The sequence below is a fragment of the Clostridium sp. DL1XJH146 genome (genome assembly GCF_054819755.1).
In genome coordinates, this window is the sequence record NZ_JBTVVN010000028.1 from 14219 (window position 1) to 37990 (window position 23772).

Consider the following 23772-nt stretch of genomic DNA (forward strand, 5'->3'; position numbering starts at 1 on the left):
ATTAAAATATTTCAGAAGAATGAGGAAATCATCCATCACTTCACTCTTCACTCTTCACACTTCACACTATTAAAAATAAAACTAATCTTCCACACAGAGTTTTATCTTATTAATAGCTCTCTTCATCATTTGTTGTCTTCCTGCTTCCTGAGCAAACATCATATAAAGTTTCTTATTTTCGTTATATGCACCTACAAAGCCTTTGACAAATTCTCCATCAACCTCTGTAAAGAAATTAACCTTCTTAATACCTAGTTTTATTGCCTTTTTAATATCTTCATTTGGTATGCCTGTTCCGCCATGAAGGACTAGAGGAATATCCACTGCCCTATATATTGATTCAAGCCTTTCAAAATCAAGCTTTGGTTCAAACTTATATTCTCCATGAGCATTTCCTATAGATACTGCAAGACAATCAATACCTGTATTTTCTACAAAATATGAAGCTTTTGAAGGGTCTGTCAATAATGATTTTATAGAATCATCAGACTCTCCTTCAGCACCAGCTACTCTACCAAGCTCTGCTTCTACAGTTACGCCTTTTCCTTTAGCATAAGAAACTACTTCTTTAGAATATTTTATATTTTCTTCTAATGATACCTTTGACCCATCAAACATTACAGAAGTAAATCCTGCATCTATTGCTTCCTTGCATTCTTCTACAGTTTCTGCATGGTCTAAATGAAGTGCAAATTTAGTATCATATCTTTCACTAAGAATTTTTACAATTTGGGTTATCTCATAATAAGTAATATTTTGAATTTTTATTTGAATAGGTGCAACTTGAAGTATCACAGGTGCCTTTGTAATTGCCGCACCTTCTAGCACAGCTTTTACAGTTTCCATATTGCTCACATTAATAGCAGCAACTCCATTATTATTCTTTTCTGCCTCTTGAAGTAATTCTTTCATAGAAACTAAATTCATAGTTATTCACCTTCCTATTTATATCTTTATACATATTTTTATCTTGACTGTATTTTGAATAATTGCTAATTGCAAATCGCTAATTGCTAATTGCTAATTGTTCTAAATTTTAAATCCAGGAGCATCTGTTTCTGCTGCCCACATTTCTTTCATATCTCCATCTAATTTACAGAAAGCAAGGGCTATTCCACCCATTTCTTGAGTAGTTATAAAATTACCAATAGCAGGCTTATAAGATTTCATTCCTTTTTCATTAAGAATCTTCTCAACTTCGTTATAGAAAATTAATAATTCCATATAAGTAGTTTGCCCACATCCATTAACTAATACAGCAATTTCATCGCCCTCTACATATGGTTTATCTTCAATCAACTGTTCACACATAACCTTTGCTATTTCTTTTGCTGTTGCAATTTTCATAGTATGTGCTGCAGCTTCTCCATGCACTCCCATACCTATTTCTATTTCATCATCTTCTATTTCAAACATTTTATATCCAGTTATTGGTGAAGTACCTGGTACAGTAGCAACAGTAAGTGTTCTTGTATTGTCTCTTACCTTAAGTGCCATCTCTACAACTTCATCTAAATCATGTCCAGCATCTGCATAAGAACCTACTATCTTATAACTAAACATAGTTCCCGCTGTTCCTCTTCTCTCTTCTGGCTCATCTTTTGGAGCAGAAGCTATATCATCATACAGAATAACTCCCTTACAAGTAAATCCATCATCTTCTGCCATATCTATTGCCATCTTAGAGTTAATAACGTCTCCTGCGTGATTTGAAATCAACACACACACACCTTTTCCAGTGTCTGTCTCTTCTATTGCAGCATACAAAGTATCTGGTCCTGGTGCAGCAAAAATCCCACCATAAGCATTAGCTGCAAGCATATTTTTACCAACAAAACCGATACAAGCTGGCTCATGTCCTGACCCATTACCTATCACTACAGAAACCTTACCTTTTTCACTATTCTTCCTAACAACCACGTTACTATTTGGTAATTTTACTATTTTATCACTATATGCTTTGCAAAATCCTTCAATTGTTTCTTCAACTATATTATCTGGATCATTAATAAATTTCTTAGATATCACTAAAATCACTCCCCATAAATTTAATAAAAATGTCTCTATTATTTTAAATTTAAAATTATTTTTCTATATATTTTTGAATTTCTTTCATTAAATAATAAAAAGATGTAGCTCCTGCATCTTGATGTCCTATTGATTTATCTTGAAGATATTTAGATCTTCCTCTTTTTGCTTTAAGTGGGATTGTAGCTTTAACACCTTCCTCTGCTGCTAAAACAGCTGAATCCACACCTTCTTTGAAATCAAGATTTTTTTCTACTGCCTTTACAAGTGCTAAAACTGTAGGATGAATTGAATCCACCATTGTTTTATCTTCTAGCTTAGCTCCACCTAAATCACAGATTTTAAACTCTGCATTCTTTATTCCTTCACTTAGTTCCTCTAACCCAAATGTATCTTTTTCTTTGCAGGCTTTAGATAGCTCTAAAAATATTGATCCAAATAATGGACCCATAGCTCCACCTAAAGTTGAAACTAAAGTTCTACCATAAGCTTTAAAATAATCTCTACAAGTTCCATTTTCCATTGTTTCTAATTTAGCTTTTGCTGCTTTAGCACCTCTAGCCATGGTAATACCATGATCACCATCACCAATAACCGCGTCTAATTTTGAAAGTTCTTCTTTTTTTTCTATGTACATTTCAGCAATATTAATCAATAATTCCTTTACTTCCATTGGTTTTAACATTTTATTTTCCCTCCTGGAATAGTTTTCTCATGAATTTAATACCTTCTCTTGCTGCTTTGTCACCATTTTTTTCTATTTCTCTCCATATATATACATCCTTGCCTACACCACACTCAGGCATGACGAAATTTTCTAAAGTAATCCATCTATCATATCCTATTTTATTAAGCCCATCTTTTACTCTGTTCCAATCTATATTTCCTGTACCCGGTATTCCTCTATTATTTTCACAAAAGTGTACGTGATAAATATCCTTTCCACCTTCTGTTATTGCCGAATATAAATTTCTTTCTTCAATATTAGAATGAAATGTATCAAAATGTAATTTCACATTATCGCTGTTAATTTTATTAAGATATTCTTTTCCTTCTTTAACTGTATTGATAAAATATGTTTCATATCTATTAAGAATTTCTAGAGCTAATACTACACCTTTTTCCTTGCCATACTCACCCATTATATTTAGAGCTTCTAGACTTCTTTTAATATCATCTTTTCCTTCACTTCTTGTTTTAAATTGTCCCCAGGGTGCATACAAAACGCCTGCTAAAGCATCACTTTCCAATTCATTACATATGTCAATACAATTTTTAAGATGGTCAATGCCATTTTTTCTAATACTAGCATCTTCTGAAGATATATCTCTTGAAGGATTCATTCCAGTTCCACAGGTACACAATAAACTATTATCATTTAATAACTTTTTAGCCTTTTTAACATCAAAATCTTTTGGCGACATAAGTGGAAATTCAACGCCATCGTAACCATATTTTTTTACTGTAGGTAAATATTTTAAAACATCTTCTGACCATTCTTTTGTAAAAGTTGATAAATGTATACCAAACTTCATTTTCCCACCTCCATATTATTACTAAAAATATGACACACACTGAGTGTGTGTCATATTAAATATTTATTTTAAAAAAGTTTAGCTACGAATGAACTAATTGCACCCCATAGAGAGAAATCATTTCCTCCAAAAGCTTGGTTAAATCCTGCAACAGTATTGAATAAAGCAGGCATAGCAATTGCTACAAGTAATACCATAACAACACCACTTACTGCACTAGCTACTATGGCACCTCTTCTACCACCGTAAGCATTTGCAAATATAGCAGCTGGTGCTACATCGAAGAAACATGCTACAGTTAGAGGAATAATTGCATAAGTCATTGTTCCTGTTGCTGCCATTATAACTATAGTAATTATACTAGTAAGCATACTTACTAAAAATCCAATTGTTAATGCATTTGGTGCATATGGGAATATCATAGGAACATCTAGTGCTGGGATAGCATTTGGTATTAATTTATCTGAGATACCTTTGAATGCTGGAATAATTTCTGCAAGCATTAAACGAACACCTGTAAGTAGAATTGTAAGACCAGCTCCAAATGTTAATCCAGCCATTAAACTGAATGAGAATAAATCATATTGCATACCACCTATAGTTCCAATACTTCCTATAGCTCCTCCAAATACTTCTAATCTAGCTTCTCCTCCAATTATTAAACCTACTATTATATAGGTAATAAATAATATTAATGAAGTAGAAATTGTAGTTTCTTTAATGAAATCTAAGTATTCTGGTACTTTTATATCTTCAGTAGATTTTTCTTTGTTTCCAACTAATTTACCAACTCCAGCTCCTATAAAGCAGAAAATCGCAGTGGTATGTCCAATTGTGAACTGATCGCTTCCTGTAACCTTTTTAACTAAAGGTCTCATAAGTGTAGGAACAACTATTATATATATTGATAAGAAAATTGTTGCAAATATAATAAGTCCTGTACCTGTTAAACCACCTTCAACTCCACCAGCGATGAAAATATATGACATCCAAAAGAAAATGTGTCCTGTTAAGAATATAGTCTTAAATTTAGTGAATCTTGCAACTACTAAGTTAGTTATGAAAGCTAATATCATTACTACACCAATTTGACTACCATAGTCACCTATAAAGTTTACCCATGCAGCAGGATCAAATTGATTTGCTTCTGGCACTGAATATAAAGTTGAAAAAGCTCCAGCTAAAGGCGAAAGTGCTCCTGCAATAATATTAACACCTTTGAATAATGCAATAACTCCAATAATTGTTTTAAAAGTCCCTTTAATTACGTCACTAGCTCCTTTACCTTGAAGCAATAATCCCACCATTGCAATTACACCTAAAAGGATTGGTGGTTGTTTAAAAATGTTGTTAGTTAAATAACTGATAAAAGTCATAATTTTTACCCCCTATATCTTTTGTATTTTTGTCCATAATTATAAAATTATGGCATTTATATTCTAAAGGAGCCCGCTTCTTTATAGTTAAATATATTTTAAAATACTCTACCTATAAAGAAAGGTCCTCTAAAATCATTTTAATTTAATATCTAATTTATTACATATTCTTAGTTAACTCTTCTATTACTGGTATTCCTTTTTCTTCTATTTCAGTATTGTTCATAAAATTATTAATTTGAATTAAAGGTACAGTTACCTTGCTTTCAAGTTGAGCATAAAGCTCAGCTGATGTAAAAATAACATCTGTAGGAACAGAAGAAGCTGTAGTAATATCTGAGTTAGTAACCTCAGCCGCTATCCCGTGTTTTTTTAATACTGTCTCAATATTCATCCTTAAAATCAAACTTGTTCCAACTCCAAATCCACAAACTGCTAATACTCTTAATCTTTTAGCCATTTACATACCCTCCTGAATTTTATATAGTGTAGTTTTATTATTCCCTAATAATTCTTTCATAAATCTCGTCGCAATCTTCTGCATTGGAAAGAGCTTTAAGATTTTCTTCTACTGATAAAAACTGTGCCAAATCTTGCAGTGCCTTCAAATGCTCTTCTCCTGTATTTGCAGCAAAAGCAAATACTAACTGAACTGGATCATTATGTTTACTTCCAAATTCAACTGGTCCTTTAAGTGTTATCATGCTCATACATGTTTCACAAACTGATTCATCAGGTCTCGCATGGGCAAAGGCAACACCAGGCATAATAACAATGTATGGGCCTAAGTCTTTTACTGCTTGAATCATATTATCAACATATGCTTGTTTTACTTGTTCATGCTGCACTAATATTTCGCCGGCTTTACTAACAGCCTCCTCCCAATTATTAGCCTCTACTTTTAATTTAATGGAATCCTTTTTTAAAATGTCTTTAAGCATAAGCATTTTCACTCCTTTCTTCTCATAGTTGTATTTATATATAAGTCTAAATTTATTTAACTGAATCATCAATTGGTTAATCTTATAAATATCCTCATTGTGTATAAATGGGCTTATTTCAATTACATCAATTTCTTTAATATTCAATCTTTTTGTAGAAATTATAAAATTAACATCTTTCTTAAAAGTTTGATAATCGTATACTGAGCATGTTTCAATAAGATTCAAATCCGGAAATTCTTTTTTAATCTTAGTAGAAATAAGACTTAAAAATGATATTCCTTCTGGGCAAATGAGCAAAGCTGTCAATTTAGTAGATTCTTCCTTTACTCTCTCATGTGCTGCACGTATATGAAGTGCAATATATGCAATTTCATCTTCACTTACTTTCCCACCAAACTCATTTCCCATATCCTCAATAACTTCACTTACAACTTGGAAAACAAATGGATAGTTAGTTTTTATTTCATCTAAATAATCATTTTTAATCTGATTTTCATTATTTATCCTTGCCATAGCACTTTTCAAATGAATTACAAGGCCATTAAACAATTGAACATCTTGTTTGATTTTAATATTTATAATTTTCTCAACTTCATCTATCAATTTATTAGTAGAAGAAATAATTTTCTCATCAGCTAGTTCAGTTACATCCATTTTTTTTAATTCTTTTATTGAATTATAAGACTTTGATTCAATAATATATTTTGCAAGTTCATTAATTTCTCCTGGAGTAACAAGAATTCTTTTATAATATGAAATTTTATTAATAAACTCAAGTGCCATTTCATATTCTATTGTTCCAATCATAGAATCAGATTTCTTTTCAATAACATTTCCACTATTAATTCTTCTAATCAAAATTTCAACATATAAAATTAGTTTAACCAAATCAGCATCTATAAAATAATAATTATTAACATCCTCTATCTCAGTTAAATATTCAACAAATTTTTTCATTTCGCTGATTTTTATATAAGAACTATAGTTTACAACTTTTTCATTTATTGAATCTAGAGATTCTTCTTCTCTTAATATTTTAGCTAAATTCTCATAATCAATAATGTCTAAAAATAACTTTAATAATAGTTTGCGAATTCTTTTTTCACTACCTTCAATATAGAATCCACCTTTTGGTGTTTTATCAAAACTTAATTTAGACCCTTTCAGATAAAGTTTGGCTTCCTTAATAATTTTAATAATGGTATTTCTACTTAAGAAAAGTTTATTACTAAACTCTTCAATAGTTAGTGGATTTTCACTAATTAAACATTCTAAAATCAAATATTTAATTCTTTCTTTATCAGATAAAACTCTATTTCCTACAGATAAGAATTTTAATTTTTCTAATAACACATCCCTATCAACTTCAGTTTTAATTAACACACCTTTTCTTGGTATTTTGACTAATGTAGCTTTATTTTCATTTAACCAACCATCTATTAATTCTAAATCATATCTTATTGTTCTAGTACTAACTCCATATTGTTGAGACATATGATCATATTTACTTGGTTCATTCTTATTAATAAGCACTTCAACAATACTTATTTGTCTTGAGTTTAAACAAAACAATGAGTTACCTCCTATTCTTAGCAACTAGTAGCAAACAATCATTTTAATTTTTTGATTAGTTGTTGTTTCCTTATCTATAACTTAACATTATATCTTTAACTATACCAGTGTAAATCATTTCACTGTTTTGTGAAAAGGTTTACTATTTTAATTCTTTCTTAATTCATTTCTACTATTTTAAACAAATTTAAATAAAAATAAACAAAATAAAACCATAGAAGATTTTATCCTTCTATGGTTAATAAATTATGAGTAAAAATGAATACTTATCAAGTCTACTATTTAATTACCTATTACCAAATAAATCAGCCAAACCTGACAAATCATCTAGAGCACTACTTCTTCCTTTAGTTTCCCCTTTATTACTGCCTGCAGCTGAATATATCCTATTGGCCATTCTACTAAATGGAAGGGACTGTAGCCAAATGCTCCCAGGTCCTTGAAGCGTTGCTAAAAATAATCCTTCTCCCCCAAAGATACCACTTTTAATATCTCCAACAAAAGCAAGATCATAATTTACAGATTGAGTCATAGCTACTAAACAACCTGTATCTAATTTAAGTGTTTCCCCTGGCTTAAGTTCCTTTCTAACAACAGTTCCACCGGCATGTAAGAATGCAAGACCATCACCTTCTAATTTCTGCATTATAAATCCTTCACCACCAAAGAAACCTACTCCTATTTTCTTTTGAAGTTCAATCCCTATAGAAACGCCCTTTGCAGCACAAAGAAAAGCATCCTTTTGACAAATCAACTTTCCTCCCACATCATTCAAATCAACAGGAATAATTTTACCCGGATAAGGTGATGCAAAAGCCACATGTGCTTTCCCACTAACTACATTAGAAAATACAGTCATAAACAGACCTTCTCCAGTGACCAATCTTTTTCCCGCACCGAACAATTTACCCATAAATCCTTTTCCTTCGTTTTTCCCACTACCATCGCCGAAAATAGTTTCCATTTTGATTTTTTCATCCATATACATCATTGCTCCAGCCTCTGCTAAAACACTCTCATTTGGATCTAATTCAATTTCAACAAATTGCATTTCTTCTCCTGTAATTTGATAATCAATTTCATGTGCTACGCTCATTTATTATTCCTCCCATTTTCATTTATTTTTAATACATTATTTATTATTATATTAAAAATTATAATCCATAATTTATACTCTCCACAATATACCAGTATTCCCATTGATTATGACTACTAGCTATTTATTATTTAAAATATATCCAGTAGTAATTTCTTAAAAGACACGAAAAACAATATATACTCCATATTTTTCTTATATTAAATTATAAAATTCTTAGTAAGCCACTTATTATTTATAAATGTATTATCTTAAAAATATATGCATATATTTTTAAGATAAGTACTCTTTTAAGGTGTGTTTTGTAAATGAATACTCATTGCGAAATAGAACTATTTAACCCTATTAATTTGTGTAATGATAACAATTTACTTAATGAAAAATCCATAGGCTGGTCACGATTTCCTATTATTAATTGTAATTTGAAACACCATATTCTCAGAAAGAAAAAATGGAACTATTGGTTAGCAATAAGCAATGAATGCTTATTTTCTGCAACTATTTCCAATATAGATTATTTAGGATTAGTATTTATATATATGTATGATTTTAATACTGGTAACTTTATAGAAAAAACAATTATTACCCCCTTAGGAAGAGGTTGCACTATGCCCATCAGGGTGAATGATTCTGTGATCTTTACCAACAATAAAATAAAAGTATCTTTTATAAATAATAATAATAACACTAGAATTCTAGTAGAATGTAGTCATTTTGGAGATAATTATATAAAGGTAGATTTAGTAGCTTACCGACTAGAAAATTTAGAGAGCCTTAATGTAGTAATACCTTGGAGTAAAAAGAGATTTCAATTTACTTCAAAACAAAACTGCCTACCTATTAAAGGTACAATACTGTATAATAACAAAATTTACAATTTTTCTAAAGAAAGAGATTTCGCTTCCCTTGATTTTGGAAGGGGTATATGGAAATATAATACTATGTGGAATTGGGCAACTTGCTCTGGTATCTATTCTAATAAAACTATAGGAATTAATTTGGGTGGTACTTGGACAGACAACACTGGTATAACTGAAAATGCAATCTATGTTGACAATATTTTGTATAAAATATATAAAGAAGTAATATTTATTTATGATCCTCAAAATTTAATGAAACCTTGGACTATTAAAACCAAATATTCAAATGATATAATTTTACAATTTTATCCTATTTTCAAAAGAGTAGCCAAAACTAATGCACTAATTATCAATTCTAAAGTTAATCAAATAATCGGTGAATTTTGCGGCACTATTAATTTAGATAATTCTAACACAATATATTTTGAAAACCTAAAAGGTTGCGCAGAAGAGCATTACGCTAAATGGTAAATAAAACCCCTGACTTAAATTTACTAAAGTCAGGGGTTTATAAATTATAATTTATTTATCATTGCTATTTTATTAATTTAATACGTCCAATCAAAGGCAACTCTTTCATTTTTCCATTAATTGCATTTACAATCCCCATAATACCAAATACCAAGCATAATATACACCCTACTGGAATTATAATAAACCATCCGATGATAGGGATGATAGTCCCTACTACACTTACAGCTATACCTAACAACAATAAATTTAATCCTTGATTAGCATGAAATTTTCCAAACTCTGAATCTTTTGCAATTATCAGTGGCAAAAAAAATAAAAAATACGCCAACACTGAAACCCACTTATTATCCACTGCATCTGTTGTATTCATTACATTTTCATTTACTTGCTCATTTTCCTTTTCCATATTACATACCTCCATATTGTTTTTGAAATATTTATATTTCTTAGTTACTATATTAATAGTTTAATATTTCCAATACAATATGCTAGTAGTCAGTATCATTCACCCATACAGGTAATAATTACTTACAGGCTTGTCTAGTAGTCATTATTTTTTTTACATTTGGTATAATAATATTCGCACAAAAGCCTTCATTAACAATAGAATTAAATTCTACAGACCCACCTACTATTTTTAATCTACTTTCTATTCCTAGTAATCCATTGCCTTTTATTATTTTCAGGCTACCTGCCCCATCATCCATAAAGTATATATTTAATTTATCATTTTTCACAATCAAAGATAATAGTAATTTTGAAGCTTTTGCATGTTTTAATGTGTTAGTTATCAATTCTGTACATACTTTTTTAACCACATCAAATATTTTTTCATCCATCTCATTTATTGTCCCCTTAAAGTAAAACTTCGTACTAAGTCCTGCTACTTCAACCTTATCTAGTATTTTATTTAATTCCCGTTCTAGTAAAATCCCTGTATAATCTCTATTCTTAGCTTTTGCTATATTGATTTCTTTAATTTCAATAAGTCCCGTACTGATTGAATTTTTTGCTTTTTCTATAGTATCTATAGTCATATTCTTATCTTTTTTGTAAAAAAGTTTCACTACTTCTAGTAATTTAATAGTTACAACCAGAGAATGTCCAATAATGTCATGAAGTTCTCTTGCTACAAAATTTCTTGCCCCTATATGGGAAGTCTGTTTAAGTATATTTATTTGCTCTTCTAATTTTTTATTTGATATCAAAAGTTCTTCATTCTTATCCATTAATTTTTTTTCAATTAATATATACGCTGTAATATCATTTAACGTTATTACGTATTGGAGCCCACTAATATTTCTAATAGGCTTTAAATAAATTCTATAAAACGAGTCCCCATATTCTAATGTACATGTTACTTCTACATTATTTTCACTAGCAATAAAAAATTTTCTCTTATCTTTTAACTTTTCTATTATTGTTTTTATACCTTCTAATCCTATATTATTTTTAAGTTGTTCATTCGCAAATATAATATCACTAGCAGAATCAACAATACATATAGGTGTATCTAATTTATAGATGATTTTATGCTTCATAATAGGAGATAGATCAAAAAATTCATTATTAAAAGTTGCATATACAAAAATCAATAGTGACCATGTAAATACAATAGGTGTAATATCAAAAACTACGGGCAATTTTAATAATTTAAAAAAGCTCTCTAAAACTCTACTTACATAAATCAGATTTAACATAATTGGAGCTAAAATCCCAATTGATATTATATACAAAAACGCCTTGTTTTTATCCTTAAAATGCTTGTTAAATTTAATTCCACAAAATATTCCCCCGGTGATAATATATATGTACTCAATAAAATAATTAAGATAAAACAAACTGCCAAAACTATCTCCTCTAAAATTATACTTACTATAAAACATGTAGTGGCACGGATTTGTAGCTACTATACAAAACTGAACTATAGGGAAAACGTAAAGTAGCCGCTTTATCTTTCTACTAATTGGCTTACCTTTATAGTAGGCATATCCAAACTCTAAAAATGCTACCTCTAGAAGACATATTGCTAAATATTGCAATACAATAAAACTCCACCTTATTTCTACCGTTGGCGATACTGTTTTTAATATTTTTGCAATCATCCATAAAATCATTGTAAACTGCACATAAAAAAATGCTTTTAATGATGCTGTTCTTTTACCTTTATAATAAAGACACATAAATGCAGTTAAAGAGATAACAATAGCAACTATATGCCATATTTCAATTGTAGCAATCTCTAGTTTTAATCTTTCATCCATAGTTTTCTCCTATCTACAAAATGCCATTTTCTATAGCAAATATGGCAACCTGCATTCTATCCGTAACTTCTAATTTTCCAAAAACCTTGCTTACATTATTTTTAATCGTTCCTTCAGAGTAATTAAGATAAGTAGCAATTTCTTTATTACTTTTACCCTTAGCAATCAGTTTAATTATTTCAATATCCTTATGCGATAGTTTATCACTATAATTAAACTTATAACTGTGCTGAATCTTAAACTTATCAATCATAATTTTCTTTACACTCTCATCAATGACAGTTAAACCTGCAGCTACACATTTTACTGTAAGAACCAATTCATAATGATTGATATCTTTTACAACATATCCATCAACTCCTGCCATAAAAGATTGCATAATACTATCAGGATTTTCAAAAGTTGTTAACATAATAATTTTAATGTCAGGATGTTGCTCTTTAATTACCTTTGCAGCGCTTGTACCATCAAGCTCTGGCATTTCAATATCCATTAGTATTATATCTGGTGTGTACTTTCTACAAAGCCCAATTATTTCTTTTCCTGTTCCAGCCATAGCAATAACATCAATTTCGTCATCATTATTTAAAATATACCCAATTGATTCTCTAAGTAACACTTGATCATCTGCAATTATGACTCTAATCATTTTAACCCTCCATAGTAATTATTGTATAAAGTTACTGCCTTTCTAATTTTAATTAAGTTATCATCAGCCAACACAATCAATTTATCAATATCTTCTTCAAAGTCTTCATTATCTATTTTTTTTAAAACCAATTCTAATCTATATACAATTTCCAACATACTTTTTTCCTGAACAACAGTGATTTCTTCCAGTAAATCATTTATCATTTTTTCTTTTTCTAGTTTATATACTTTTCCTGAATAGTCGTATAATTGTTTGTTTATCCCTTGTGCTTCTTCTTTTTTCTCATCTAAAGTAATTATTTTATTAATAAGATCTGTTATTTCTGTAATTGTAATAATACTACCTATAACTTTATTTTTATCTTTTACTTTTCTTACTTTATAGCAAAAGTAATATTTTTGGTTTCCTTTTGTTAATTGAACATATGGAGTATTGAGCTTGTCCCAAACTTCTTCTACTTTACCTTTAAACAAAATCTTTACATTAGAATGATCAATCATAGTAATTTTTCTGAAGAAATCAACATCATCAATTTTCGAATTTTTGTATATAATGCTACCACTTTCATCTACTATAAAAACAAAATCAAGTATCATATTTTTTATATTATCAAAAGCAATAGGGGTAACATTATAAGGAATAAATGATAGTGTTAAAAAATTCATAACAATACTAAATGAGAAATATAAAATAAATTCAATAAATTGCAAATACTCACTTTTATTTATTAATGCTAATAAATAAATAGATAGCGGTAATACACTCATTATTATAATTAGAAATGATAAGATTTTATTCTTATATAATGGCAAACCTTCAATTTTATTTTTAGGAACAAGCAGAAAAATTTTCAGAGAAATTGTTACCAAAACAAATAAATTAATCGTTAATAAAACTATATATTCTTTTGTATAAACTATATTTTCAAAGGTATAATTTGCAACTATTATATGTCCTTTAGTGAATATTTCAAATATAACAATTATCAAAATATATATTACTAATACTGAAATAAATATACTATTTTTTAATTTTCTCTTTTCTAAATTTACTTTTTCCGACTTATATACAGGAATAACATAATTCCATAAGTAATATGAAAAAATAGCACAAATAGAAACAACAAATATATTTTGAATATTTCTTAATATCCTAGCTATTGCTTGTGAAACTATGATTTCTTCAATAAATCTTGATAAAACAATTATATTCAATTGTATAAAAATAGAAGTGATATATTTACTTCCTTCATTTTTTACATTTCTATAGTAAATTAACATAGTACTAATTAATATAAAAATAATTAAAGCTAATAAAATTATTATGCTAAAAAACTGATTAAAAGTATAATACCTACCATCTCCCATTTTATCATCTCCGTTGTAATATTATATCTGCAAATAATATCAGTATATAAATCCTTCACAATTTTTATAACTGCATAAACATCATTATGTGTATTATACCATATTTTGTATGTTTTCTACGTAATAACATTAACTAAAACCATTAATATATAAAATCAATGAAAAGTCACTCTAATTATTACAATATTCTTCAATAATTTTCACTTTATCAAATTTAATGGTATCAACTATTATTTATCTTTTCAATATACCAAGAGTCACTATGAACGTTACTACTGTCCAATGATGATTTATGTGATTTTATATAAAAACATAGAAAAGCACACAGACAATTTTTAGTCTATGTGCTAATTTTTATAAAATAGAACAATTTTCGATGTATTCATTTGCTTTCTTATATCCTAATTTATATAGTAACAATCCTTTTTCCTTATTTAATTCAAAATCAGTTACACTAACGCCATTTGTAGGTATTAACACTGTTCTTTCCTTATTCTCTGGTAAAAGATGAATACTATTATTTTCATTTGGTACTGAAGCCGCTATATCGTATAAAAAAGATAATGGGTCAGTCCTACCCGCTCCTGTATTAGAGCTAATTTCCTCTTGTTCATACTTAAAACCTATAGTTTTCACGTCTTCTTCATATCCATCAAATATATCAATAGGATAATTTCTAACTACTGAACCATCGACAACAAAATGATTTATTTCATTTCTATTAATCACAACAGGTTTAAAATAAAAAGGGATAGAGCAACTCATTCTGACAGCTTTTGCAACAGAAAATTTATCTGGATCAATACCATAATAAGGCAAATCATCTGGAAGAACTAACTGTTTTTTTCTAGTTATATCAGATGCTACGATTTTAACTTTATAAACTCCATTTTCTTTTAAATTACTAAAGGTATATACACCCTTAGCTGCAAAAATATCATAAAAATACTCTTCCATATAGTCTCCTGAGAATATACCTTTTTCTCTTATTATTCCAAGAGGCTTTCCCACAAAAGGTATTCGCTGAACAGGATTTCTATCCATAAATTTTAAAAAGTTGGTGTTAATTAATAGCTTGTTTATTTCCTTCCCAGTAAATCCCGAAGCTAAAAGTGTTGCCATAATAGCTCCTGAAGAAGTTCCAGCCAATTTCGCCCATGTAAACCCACTATCTTCAAAACAATTGACAGCTCCAATTATACCAATAGCTCTTATGCCTCCGCCTTCAAATACAGCATTTATTTTCATTCCTTCACCTCATTTAAACTTATACACTTACTAACATTATAATCTCATTAGCTTATATTTGTTAATTTTTTGCATATTCTATTATATCATTTTTTGCTTTTTATTTTAGCTTGTTTACACATATTTAATATATATATATATTGATGATTGTTAACAATTCACAATATATTGTTGCCAAAAAAACATTTTGTCTATATAATAATATTATTAGTAGAATCAAAAGATTAAAAATATTCATTACTTATACTCAATAGCCTATTCATGAATTTTTTTTAATCGTATACATAACATAAGAAAACAATTATATTAAAGGAGGATTTTTTATGCTAGGTGGTTATGCTGGAAAAATTTTAAGGGTAAATTTAACAACTGGTGAATTAAAGAACACTTTCTACGATGAAGATATACTTCGAAAATATTTGGGTGGAAGCGGACTAGGTGCTAGAATTCTATATGATGAAACAGATTCAGACACAGACCCATTAGGACCTGACAATCTTTTAATTTTTTTAACTGGTCCAACTGAAGGCACTAGAATGCCAAATGCAGGACGTTATCAAGTTATTACACGTTCTCCTTTAACTAGATCTTGGGGAGAAGCAAACTCAGGCGGCAAATGGGGAGTTAAATTAAAAAAAGCAGGATATGACGGTGTCATATTTAAAGGCATATCTCCAAAACCTGTTTATTTAAACATTACAGAAGAAAAAGCAGAATTAATAGATGCTTCAGATTTATGGGGCAAGGATGCTTTTGAAACTGATGAACTTTTACGTGAGAAACATGGTAAAAAAGCATGTACATGCGATATCGGTATTGGCGGAGAGCAAATGTCAAACCTAGCATGTATTATGAATGATGGAATAGACGGAAGAACTGCAGGTAGATGTGGTGTAGGTGCCGTTATGGGTTCTAAAAAATTAAAAGCTATCTGTGTTGATGGTAATGTAAAGACTCCCGTTGTCAATGAGCAAAGTTTCAACCAATCCATCAAGCAATGGGCACCAAAAATAATGAAAGATATGGCTGCCCTACGTGAAGGCGGTACTTCTTGTGCAGTTCCTTTTATTGAAGAAATCGGCGATATACCTGTTAAGAACTGGGCTGAAGGAAGCTTTAATGTCGAAAATCTTGCAACGCCTGTATACAATGAGAAGTTTCTTTCAGGAAGATATGGTTGTGCCAATTGTTCGATTCGTTGTGGTAGAGTTGTTGAGATAAAAGATGGACCTTATAAATGTATAGAAACAGCAGGTCCAGAATATGAAACACTTGGTCTATTTGGACCAAACTGTCTAATAGATGATTTAGGCCCTATTTGTAAAGCAAATGAATTATGTAATCGCTACGGAATAGATACCATTGGAGTAGGTAATGCAGTTGCTTTTGCAATGGAAGCATATGAAAGAGGTATTCTTACTGAAGAACAAATGGGATGTAAAGCTCGTTTTGGTAATGCTGAAGATATGCTTACTATAGTGCATAAAATTGGCCGCAGAGAAGATTTTGGTAAACATTTAGCAGATGGTACAAAAGTTGCTGCACAAGTACTTGGTGGCATAGCAGAAGAGTTCTCAGTACAACAAAGAGGTATGGACTTCCCTGCCCATGATCCTCGTTACGCTGATAGTATAGGGCTTCAATATGCAACTAGTCCTCGTGGTGCTTGCCATCTATCTGCTAACTGTCATGGCCAAGAATATGGTGGTTTTTATGGTGGCTTTGGTTTTTATAGATCTATAAAATTAAAAAATCATTCGATTGAAAACAAACCTGAGATGAACACTGAACTTGAACATATTATGTGTTTATGTGACTCTCTTACTATTTGTAAATTCTTACTTGATGCAACAGGAGATTCCACAGCTGATTTATTGGTATCATGGTTAAACGATATTACTGGATGGGACCTTGATAAAGAAGAATTAATTACAATCGGAGAACGTATTTTCAATCTTAAGAGAATGTATCTTGTTCGTGATGGTCAATCACGTAAAGATGATAAACTTCCTCAAAGAATGCGTAAGAGAAGAATGACTGGTGGCTCAGCTAATAACATACCTGATATAGACAGTATGTTAGATCGCTACTATGAAATCCGTGGTTGGGATGAATTTGGTATACCAACAGAAGAAACATTAAAACGTTTGGACCTTTTAGGTACACTATAATACAAAAATAAAACTCAAAGGGATGCCTCAAAATTATGAGGCATCCCTTTTTTTAAAAAATTGTATATTGTTTATTATTAGCCTGCACAAAACAATGGAATAATAGAAACTTCATCCTCATCCTTAAGTACATAGTCCCTTTCCTGCCGCACGTCATTTACAAGTACTGAATAATTCATCTTTGATTCACTTACATTTGTGGTTTCAATTATTTCTTCCACTGTTTTCCCAGCAGCATCAACATTCCAATAGCCATTTTCATCTTCATCTGGCATAAACTTTCCGAGTGGTCCAAGAAACATAAACTTTATCATATATTATACCTACTTTATAGAATAATTTGTAATTAGCAAGTGCTCTGCATTTTTATCATTTCTGTCTTGAAAACTAACTACATATTTTTTTGCGAATTTATTTATATATAATCTGTCTCCATTGGCTGTTAGTTGTCCATCTGGATATAGGCTTAATATATAATCTGTGTTTTTAATTATAAGCATAAAGCTTGCTTCACACTTATTAATTAAATAATTTGCTAACCTTTCTTGATCATTTTGATTAAATTTATTCTGTGCATACGTACTAAATTCAGTATCATATGGAGGGTCTAAAAAAATAAAATCCTTATTAGTCGGTTGATACATAGAAAAAAATTCTTCAAAATCTTTATTAACAATTGTTGTTTTATTTAATTGTTCAATAAGTTTATCATCTGAGAAATACTCAACTTTTTTTGTTAAGGTTTTTTTGTTATAAGAAATTCCACCATATGGAACATTAAATTTTCCAGAACTATTATATCTAAACATTGATGAATAACAGTATTCTCTAATAAAAAAATAAATTGCAGTAGCAAATGGGATTTCTATATTTAGCTCTTCAATATTATTATATATATACCTAAAGTGCATATATAAGGCATTTTTAAATGCTCCTTCAAGATTTAATACCACATCTTCGTATTGTAGATCACCCTTGTCAGTTTCTAACTTAACCATACGAGCAATCTTATTTTTAAAACTTTTATTCAATTCTAATACAAAGTTATCAATTGCAATATTAAAGCTTCTCTTCAACAACCTATTAAACTCTTCTTTATTAGTGCAAAAAAACTCTGAGATTACCTCTGCTAACTGTTCTTTGTTAATATTTTGCTCTTTATAATCATAATAAATTCTGATTAATTCTTGAGTATGTTTTTCAATTATATCACTTATATTTGTCCAACTTTGCTCCAAGTCATTAATTTTTCTCAAAAACTCATCATTCTGCTCAGATACCATTTTATAAAGATTAATAAGTTCTGAAGATTTATCATTTATATAATAATGTTCACTATTTAAAGCAAAATAAACAGCTCCTCCACCTACAAATGGTTCAAAATAATTAATAGCATTGCTCGGAACATTAGGAAGAATATACTTTAATTCTTTATTCTTGCCTCCTGGGTACTTTAACAAAGGAGACAGTTTATTTTCTTTTGCAAATATAGCCATATTACTCCCCTTTCTCACTATCTATGAACTTAAATCATATCAAAAATTTTATTATTAATAAAGTATATATTCAAAATTATGCAACTTTTCTTTGTTTCCATAAACTAATAGTATTATCAATGCTATTTTGCCATTGCATATATGAAGTGAATGTGAGTGTACTCTGAGATAAATACTCTAAAAGACTCTTAAAATCATCAATATTCCAATTCTTCTCGTAAATATATTCAATAACATCCATATACTGTTTTATGGTTAAAGGTACAACCGGAACTGGAGTACCAACCCAACTTTCCCTATTGAGAATAAAAAATTGCCACATTGTTCTTATATTCATTTTTGAAGAAATAAAAAGGCCTAGTACTTGCTTTTCTTCATAGCTTTTTATAAAACTTAATACATGGTCTATTACACTTGAAGCTTCGTGCTCCCATTGTCTTACTCCTGTCATTAATGATACTTCTGGAATTATAATATATCCATTTTTGTAGACTTCCATATCAGGGGTATTACCCACACCAGGTGCAAAGCTCCTTGGAGTCAAATCATCTTCAATTTTAAAATTTCTTTTAACATGTTGCTCTCCATCAATTGCAATTAATGATTTCCACGTGTTTACTTCTAACCATAGTGCACTCATATCATCATTATCTAAAATATCATTATATTTTTCTAAAATATGTTTTCTTTCTTCCTTAGTTTTTGATGATACTTTTATGAAATATTCCTCATTATGACTAACTATAGCATCACTAAGTAAATTTTCATAAATTTTTAAATCATTGATATTTTTATTTAAATTTGAATCTTGTACAATATTATTTATGTCTTTTATAGAAAGTTCAGCTTCCTTTTGATATCCCTCATCAACTTCCTGTAATTTTGTTATTAACAAACTGGCTTTATCTTTAATAATAGTTCTACGTTCTTCTTCATTTTCCCAAGGAAGTTTAACATTTTTCGAACTACCATACCAATCCATGTACTCATCAGTATTATGTATATTTTCTGGAAAATTAAATGAATATTTTTCCTGTAACATTCTAACTTTAGTCTTAGAATGCTCTGCAACTCTTATTTTAGTAGCAATACTTCTACCTGATAATGAGAATAATCCTGTATATACAAGACTTCGCGAAAAGGCTTCAGAATAATCGTAATAGCTATTAACTTTGTTTGGTAAATTGCCATAATATTTTATAAATACATTTTCAAATAATTTTTTTACTTCTACTACATCATTTTTATTGTGAAAAAGTTCATATTTTTCTTTAAATTCTTGGATTGCTTCAATTGCAGAAATAGATTCATTCTGTCTAATGCACCCAAAGAGTAATGCTAACTCACTCCTGTTCAAACTCTCAAATTTATCAAAAGCCCTTAATACTAATTCAAATGGAAATACACCAACATCCTGTGCTTTATCACGTGTCTTCGTAATTAAATTAGGTAAGCGCAATTTAAGTAATTGCTTTAAATAGTCTTCATTGTCAAAATTACCTTGAACAATTTTATTACCAACTTCTGTTACACAAATATTCCCTTCTGAATTTACATATCCAAATCCCAAAAATTCAAAGGTTGTCTTATCATTTCTACCATTGCTTTCTGTTTCTTTAGTATCTTTCTGTCCATATAAGTAATCATTAAAAGAAATGCTAGATAGCCAAGCATCATCATCACTATGAGCATCGTATATATATGTCCTTCTAATAGGATGAATTGGTTGATTATTAAATTTACTTGAATATAAAATCTTTTCTTCCCAACGACGACCCTCTAAAGAAGCAAAATAAGGAAACCATTGCACCGTTTTTATTATACTACGAGGTTTTGTTCTCCATGTCCAACTCATATATTGCCCTCCAAACTATATTATATCAACGGATAAATCCAATCAAATTCAACTCATATTTTATCTGTTTTCTATGTTAATTTTTACAGGCTTATATCACTTTTGATATAAGCCTGCTAGAACATTTATCGTGATTTACTCAATACCAACAATCGTATATCCAAAATCTTCGACTTCTGCTTTCATCTTCTCGTCATTAAGATCTGTTCCTTCAACAACTGCTTTCTTCTCTTCAAGACTTACTTCCACTTTATCTACGCCATCAATATCTATTAAAGCGTTTTTTACGTGATTGACACAATGGTTACATGACATTCCTTCTATTAATAATATCTTTTTCATCTTCATTCTCTCCTTTTATTTGTAGTTTTATTTTACTGAATTTATTTATAATGTAATTTTAAACCCTTTAAGTCTTAAAGCATTCAATAATACAGATACAGAACTAAAACTCATTGCAGCTGCTGCTATCATAGGATTTAATTGAGGTCCACCAAACAAAGTTAATATACCTGCTGCAACGGGTATTCCAATTGTATTGTAACCAAATGCCCAGAAAAGATTTTGTTTAATATTTCTAATAGTTGCTCTACTTAATTGAATTGCACCTAGAACATCTACAATTTCATCCTTCATAAGTACAATATCAGCAGATTCCATTGCTATATCAGTTCCTGAACCAATAGCCATACCCACATCTGCTTGAACTAGAGCAGGAGCATCATTAATTCCGTCTCCAACCATGGCAACCACTTTACCTTCTTGTTGAAGTTTTTTAACATATTCTGATTTATCACTTGGCATTACATCTGCAAATACTTTACTAATACCTACTTGCTTTGCTATAGCCTCTGCTGTTTTTTTATTATCACCAGTTATCATAACTGTTTCAATATTCATCTTTTGTAACTTTTCAATTGCGCTTTTACTATTCTCTTTTAGAGTATCTGCAACTGCAATTAGACCTTTATATTCATCATTTACGGCAACATACATAGGAGTCTTTCCTTCATTTGATAACTTATTTGCCTTTTCTTCGTATGAAGTAATATCCATTTTTAGTTTATTCATAAATCTTTTATTACCTATAAACACCTTATTATTATTGACTTGTGCTTCTATACCCATACCAGTATGACTTAAAAAATTAGTTACTTTTTGAAGAGATACATTCATTTCTTCAGCCTCTTTAACAATGGATTCTCCAAGAGGATGTTCTGAAGCTTTTTCAGCTGATGCAATTAAAGAAATAAACTCTTCTTTTTCCATACTATCTACTAATATATCTGTTACCTTTGGCTCTCCTTTTGTTATAGTCCCTGTTTTATCAAATACTATAGCATCAATTTTATAACTATTTTCAAGGGCTTCACCACTCTTTATTAATATACCATTTTCAGCCCCTTTACCAGAGCCAACCATGATTGCTGTAGGAGTTGCTAACCCTAAAGCACACGGACAAGCAATAACTAATACTGAAATAAAGATTGTTAACGAAAACACTGTATCCTTACCTGATATATACCATATTAATCCTGAAAGAGTAGCAATAGCCATTACAATCGGTACAAAATAACCAGAAATAACATCAGCAAGCCTTGCAATTGGGGCTTTTGATCCTTGTGCACTTTCTACTAATTTTATAATCTGTGCTAGGAATGTATCTTTGCCTACTTTTGTAGCTCTCATTTTTAACATTCCATTTTTATTTAAAGTTGCTCCAAATACTTCATCGTCTTTCTTCTTATCAACGGGTATACTCTCTCCTGTTAGCATAGATTCATCTACTGAAGAATTACCTTCTACAACTATTCCATCCACTGGAATTTTTTCACCAGGTCTAACAAGAATAATATCATCTTCTTTAACTTCCTCAATTAAGATTTTTATTTCTTTATCATCTTTAATTAATGTAGCCCATTTAGGTGTAAGACCAATTAGTTTTTTTATTGCTTCAGAAGTTCTTCCTTTAGTTTTTGCCTCTAAATACTTACCTAGTAAAATTAAAGTTATAATAGTGGCAGCTGATTCAAAATATAAGTTATGAGCATACATTTCATTTCCAATGAAAATTTGATAGATTGCAAATAATCCATATAATACCGCAGCCGATGTACCTAATGCTATAAGTGAATCCATATTAGGATTTCTTCTAACAATATTTTTAAATCCATTTTTATAGAATTTTTTACCCGCAATCATTGTTGGAATTACAAGTACTATTTGTATCAAAGCAAAATTCAAAGGATTATTATTCATATCTATAATCGCTGGCAAAGGCATTCCAAACATATGTCCCATAGATATTATAAGTAATGGAATTGTAAATGCAGCTGAAATCAAAAAGTTTTTCCAAATTATATTTTGTTCTTGAAGTTTCCTATCAACCTCTTCTTCCTGTTCCTCTTCATCAATGACCCCATAGCCGGCTTTTACAACGGCTTCTTTTATCATTGAAAGCCTTACTTTTGAAGTATCGTACTCAATATAAAGCTTCTCTGAGGCAAAATTAACCTCCGATTTTTCAACTCCATCAAGTTTAGTAGTTGCTTTCTCTACCGCTTTTGCACATACTGCGCAAGTCATTCCTGATATGCTTAGTGATAATTTTTTTATATCCTTATCTTCTTTTGCAGTATATCCTGCTTTTTCAATAGCCTTTATTATATCTTCTAAAGAAGCGGCATTTTCATCATAATCCACATAAAGTTTTTCTGATGCAAAATTTAAATTTGCATGAAGTACACCTGGTACTTTATTGCTAGTTTTCTCTACTACTCTTGCACATACGGCGCAAGTCATTCCTCCAACTTTCAAAGTCTTATTCATATGTT

Annotated in this window: 20 protein-coding genes; 2 read left to right on the forward strand and 18 right to left on the reverse strand. The window is 29.8% G+C overall.

Going from position 1 to position 23772, the window contains the following annotated elements:
- Window positions 1-81: 81 nt before the first annotated feature.
- From ACVHXK_RS13030 to ACVHXK_RS13065, 8 genes are all read right to left on the reverse strand, one after another.
- Window positions 82-927 (reverse strand): class II fructose-bisphosphate aldolase, encoded by an 846-nt coding sequence (locus ACVHXK_RS13030; protein ID WP_461206840.1) that lies wholly within the window; start codon window positions 925-927, stop codon window positions 82-84.
- Between the two features lie 102 nt (window positions 928-1029).
- Window positions 1030-2028, reverse strand: a complete 999-nt coding sequence (locus ACVHXK_RS13035) for a dihydroxyacetone kinase subunit DhaK (protein ID WP_461206841.1) — start codon at window positions 2026-2028, stop codon at window positions 1030-1032.
- Between the two features lie 55 nt (window positions 2029-2083).
- Window positions 2084-2713 carry a dihydroxyacetone kinase subunit DhaL gene (gene dhaL / locus ACVHXK_RS13040; protein ID WP_461206842.1) on the reverse strand — a complete coding sequence of 210 codons (630 nt, stop codon included), beginning with the start codon at window positions 2711-2713 and terminating at the stop codon, window positions 2084-2086.
- A gap of 1 nt (window position 2714) precedes the next feature.
- Entirely contained in the window at window positions 2715-3563 is an 849-nt protein-coding gene (locus tag ACVHXK_RS13045; RefSeq protein ID WP_461206843.1) for a sugar phosphate isomerase/epimerase family protein, read from the reverse strand.
- A gap of 68 nt (window positions 3564-3631) precedes the next feature.
- Window positions 3632-4939 carry a PTS ascorbate transporter subunit IIC gene (locus tag ACVHXK_RS13050; protein ID WP_461206844.1) on the reverse strand — a complete coding sequence of 436 codons (1308 nt, stop codon included), beginning with the start codon at window positions 4937-4939 and terminating at the stop codon, window positions 3632-3634.
- A 160-nt stretch (window positions 4940-5099) separates the two neighbouring features.
- The gene (locus ACVHXK_RS13055) at window positions 5100-5399 is read right to left on the reverse strand and encodes a PTS sugar transporter subunit IIB (RefSeq protein WP_461206845.1); all 300 of its coding nucleotides are present in this window, start codon (window positions 5397-5399) and stop codon (window positions 5100-5102) included.
- Between the two features lie 37 nt (window positions 5400-5436).
- Window positions 5437-7455: a BglG family transcription antiterminator gene (locus ACVHXK_RS13060; RefSeq protein WP_461206846.1), complete on the reverse strand. Its 2019-nt coding sequence runs from the start codon at window positions 7453-7455 to the stop codon at window positions 5437-5439.
- A 286-nt stretch (window positions 7456-7741) separates the two neighbouring features.
- Window positions 7742-8551, reverse strand: a complete 810-nt coding sequence (locus ACVHXK_RS13065) for a TIGR00266 family protein (RefSeq protein ID WP_461206847.1) — start codon at window positions 8549-8551, stop codon at window positions 7742-7744.
- 308 nt (window positions 8552-8859) lie between these two features.
- Here ACVHXK_RS13065 and ACVHXK_RS13070 point away from each other — a divergent pair, with 308 nt between their 5' ends.
- A complete protein-coding gene (locus tag ACVHXK_RS13070) occupies window positions 8860-9882 on the forward strand; it encodes a DUF2804 domain-containing protein (protein WP_461206848.1) in 1023 nt (340 codons plus the stop codon).
- Window positions 9883-9946: 64 nt separating this feature from the next.
- Here the strand turns inward: ACVHXK_RS13070 and ACVHXK_RS13075 are convergent, their stop codons facing one another.
- The 5 genes from ACVHXK_RS13075 to ACVHXK_RS13095 all read right to left on the reverse strand — a co-directional run bounded on the left by ACVHXK_RS13075 (window position 9947) and on the right by ACVHXK_RS13095 (window position 15416).
- Window positions 9947-10291, reverse strand: coding sequence for a DUF4870 domain-containing protein (locus ACVHXK_RS13075; RefSeq protein WP_461206849.1), 345 nt, complete (start codon window positions 10289-10291; stop codon window positions 9947-9949).
- Window positions 10292-10409: 118 nt separating this feature from the next.
- Window positions 10410-12149 (reverse strand): sensor histidine kinase, encoded by a 1740-nt coding sequence (locus ACVHXK_RS13080; protein WP_461206850.1) that lies wholly within the window; start codon window positions 12147-12149, stop codon window positions 10410-10412.
- A gap of 13 nt (window positions 12150-12162) precedes the next feature.
- Window positions 12163-12798: a response regulator transcription factor gene (locus tag ACVHXK_RS13085; protein WP_461206851.1), complete on the reverse strand. Its 636-nt coding sequence runs from the start codon at window positions 12796-12798 to the stop codon at window positions 12163-12165.
- A complete protein-coding gene (locus tag ACVHXK_RS13090; protein WP_461206852.1) occupies window positions 12795-14168 on the reverse strand; it encodes a hypothetical protein in 1374 nt (457 codons plus the stop codon). Before ACVHXK_RS13090 ends, ACVHXK_RS13085 begins: the two co-directional genes overlap by 4 nt.
- A gap of 354 nt (window positions 14169-14522) precedes the next feature.
- Complete coding sequence (locus tag ACVHXK_RS13095; protein ID WP_461206853.1) at window positions 14523-15416, reverse strand: patatin-like phospholipase family protein; 894 nt, start codon at window positions 15414-15416, stop codon at window positions 14523-14525.
- A 323-nt stretch (window positions 15417-15739) separates the two neighbouring features.
- On the opposite strand from ACVHXK_RS13095, the gene ACVHXK_RS13100 reads away from it, so the two are divergent.
- On the forward strand, window positions 15740-17587 hold the full coding sequence (locus ACVHXK_RS13100) for an aldehyde ferredoxin oxidoreductase family protein (protein ID WP_461206854.1): 1848 nt from the start codon (window positions 15740-15742) through the stop codon (window positions 17585-17587).
- Window positions 17588-17664: 77 nt separating this feature from the next.
- Here the strand turns inward: ACVHXK_RS13100 and ACVHXK_RS13105 are convergent, their stop codons facing one another.
- From ACVHXK_RS13105 to ACVHXK_RS13125, 5 genes are all read right to left on the reverse strand, one after another.
- Complete coding sequence (locus tag ACVHXK_RS13105; RefSeq protein ID WP_461206855.1) at window positions 17665-17901, reverse strand: MoaD/ThiS family protein; 237 nt, start codon at window positions 17899-17901, stop codon at window positions 17665-17667.
- A gap of 9 nt (window positions 17902-17910) precedes the next feature.
- A complete protein-coding gene (locus ACVHXK_RS13110) occupies window positions 17911-19083 on the reverse strand; it encodes a DNA adenine methylase (protein WP_461206856.1) in 1173 nt (390 codons plus the stop codon).
- A gap of 76 nt (window positions 19084-19159) precedes the next feature.
- The gene (locus ACVHXK_RS13115; protein ID WP_461206857.1) at window positions 19160-20938 is read right to left on the reverse strand and encodes an AlwI family type II restriction endonuclease; all 1779 of its coding nucleotides are present in this window, start codon (window positions 20936-20938) and stop codon (window positions 19160-19162) included.
- A gap of 135 nt (window positions 20939-21073) precedes the next feature.
- Window positions 21074-21280 (reverse strand): heavy-metal-associated domain-containing protein, encoded by a 207-nt coding sequence (locus tag ACVHXK_RS13120; protein WP_461206873.1) that lies wholly within the window; start codon window positions 21278-21280, stop codon window positions 21074-21076.
- 45 nt (window positions 21281-21325) lie between these two features.
- Window positions 21326-23767 carry a heavy metal translocating P-type ATPase gene (locus ACVHXK_RS13125; protein ID WP_461206858.1) on the reverse strand — a complete coding sequence of 814 codons (2442 nt, stop codon included), beginning with the start codon at window positions 23765-23767 and terminating at the stop codon, window positions 21326-21328.
- Window positions 23768-23772 lie beyond the last annotated feature (5 nt).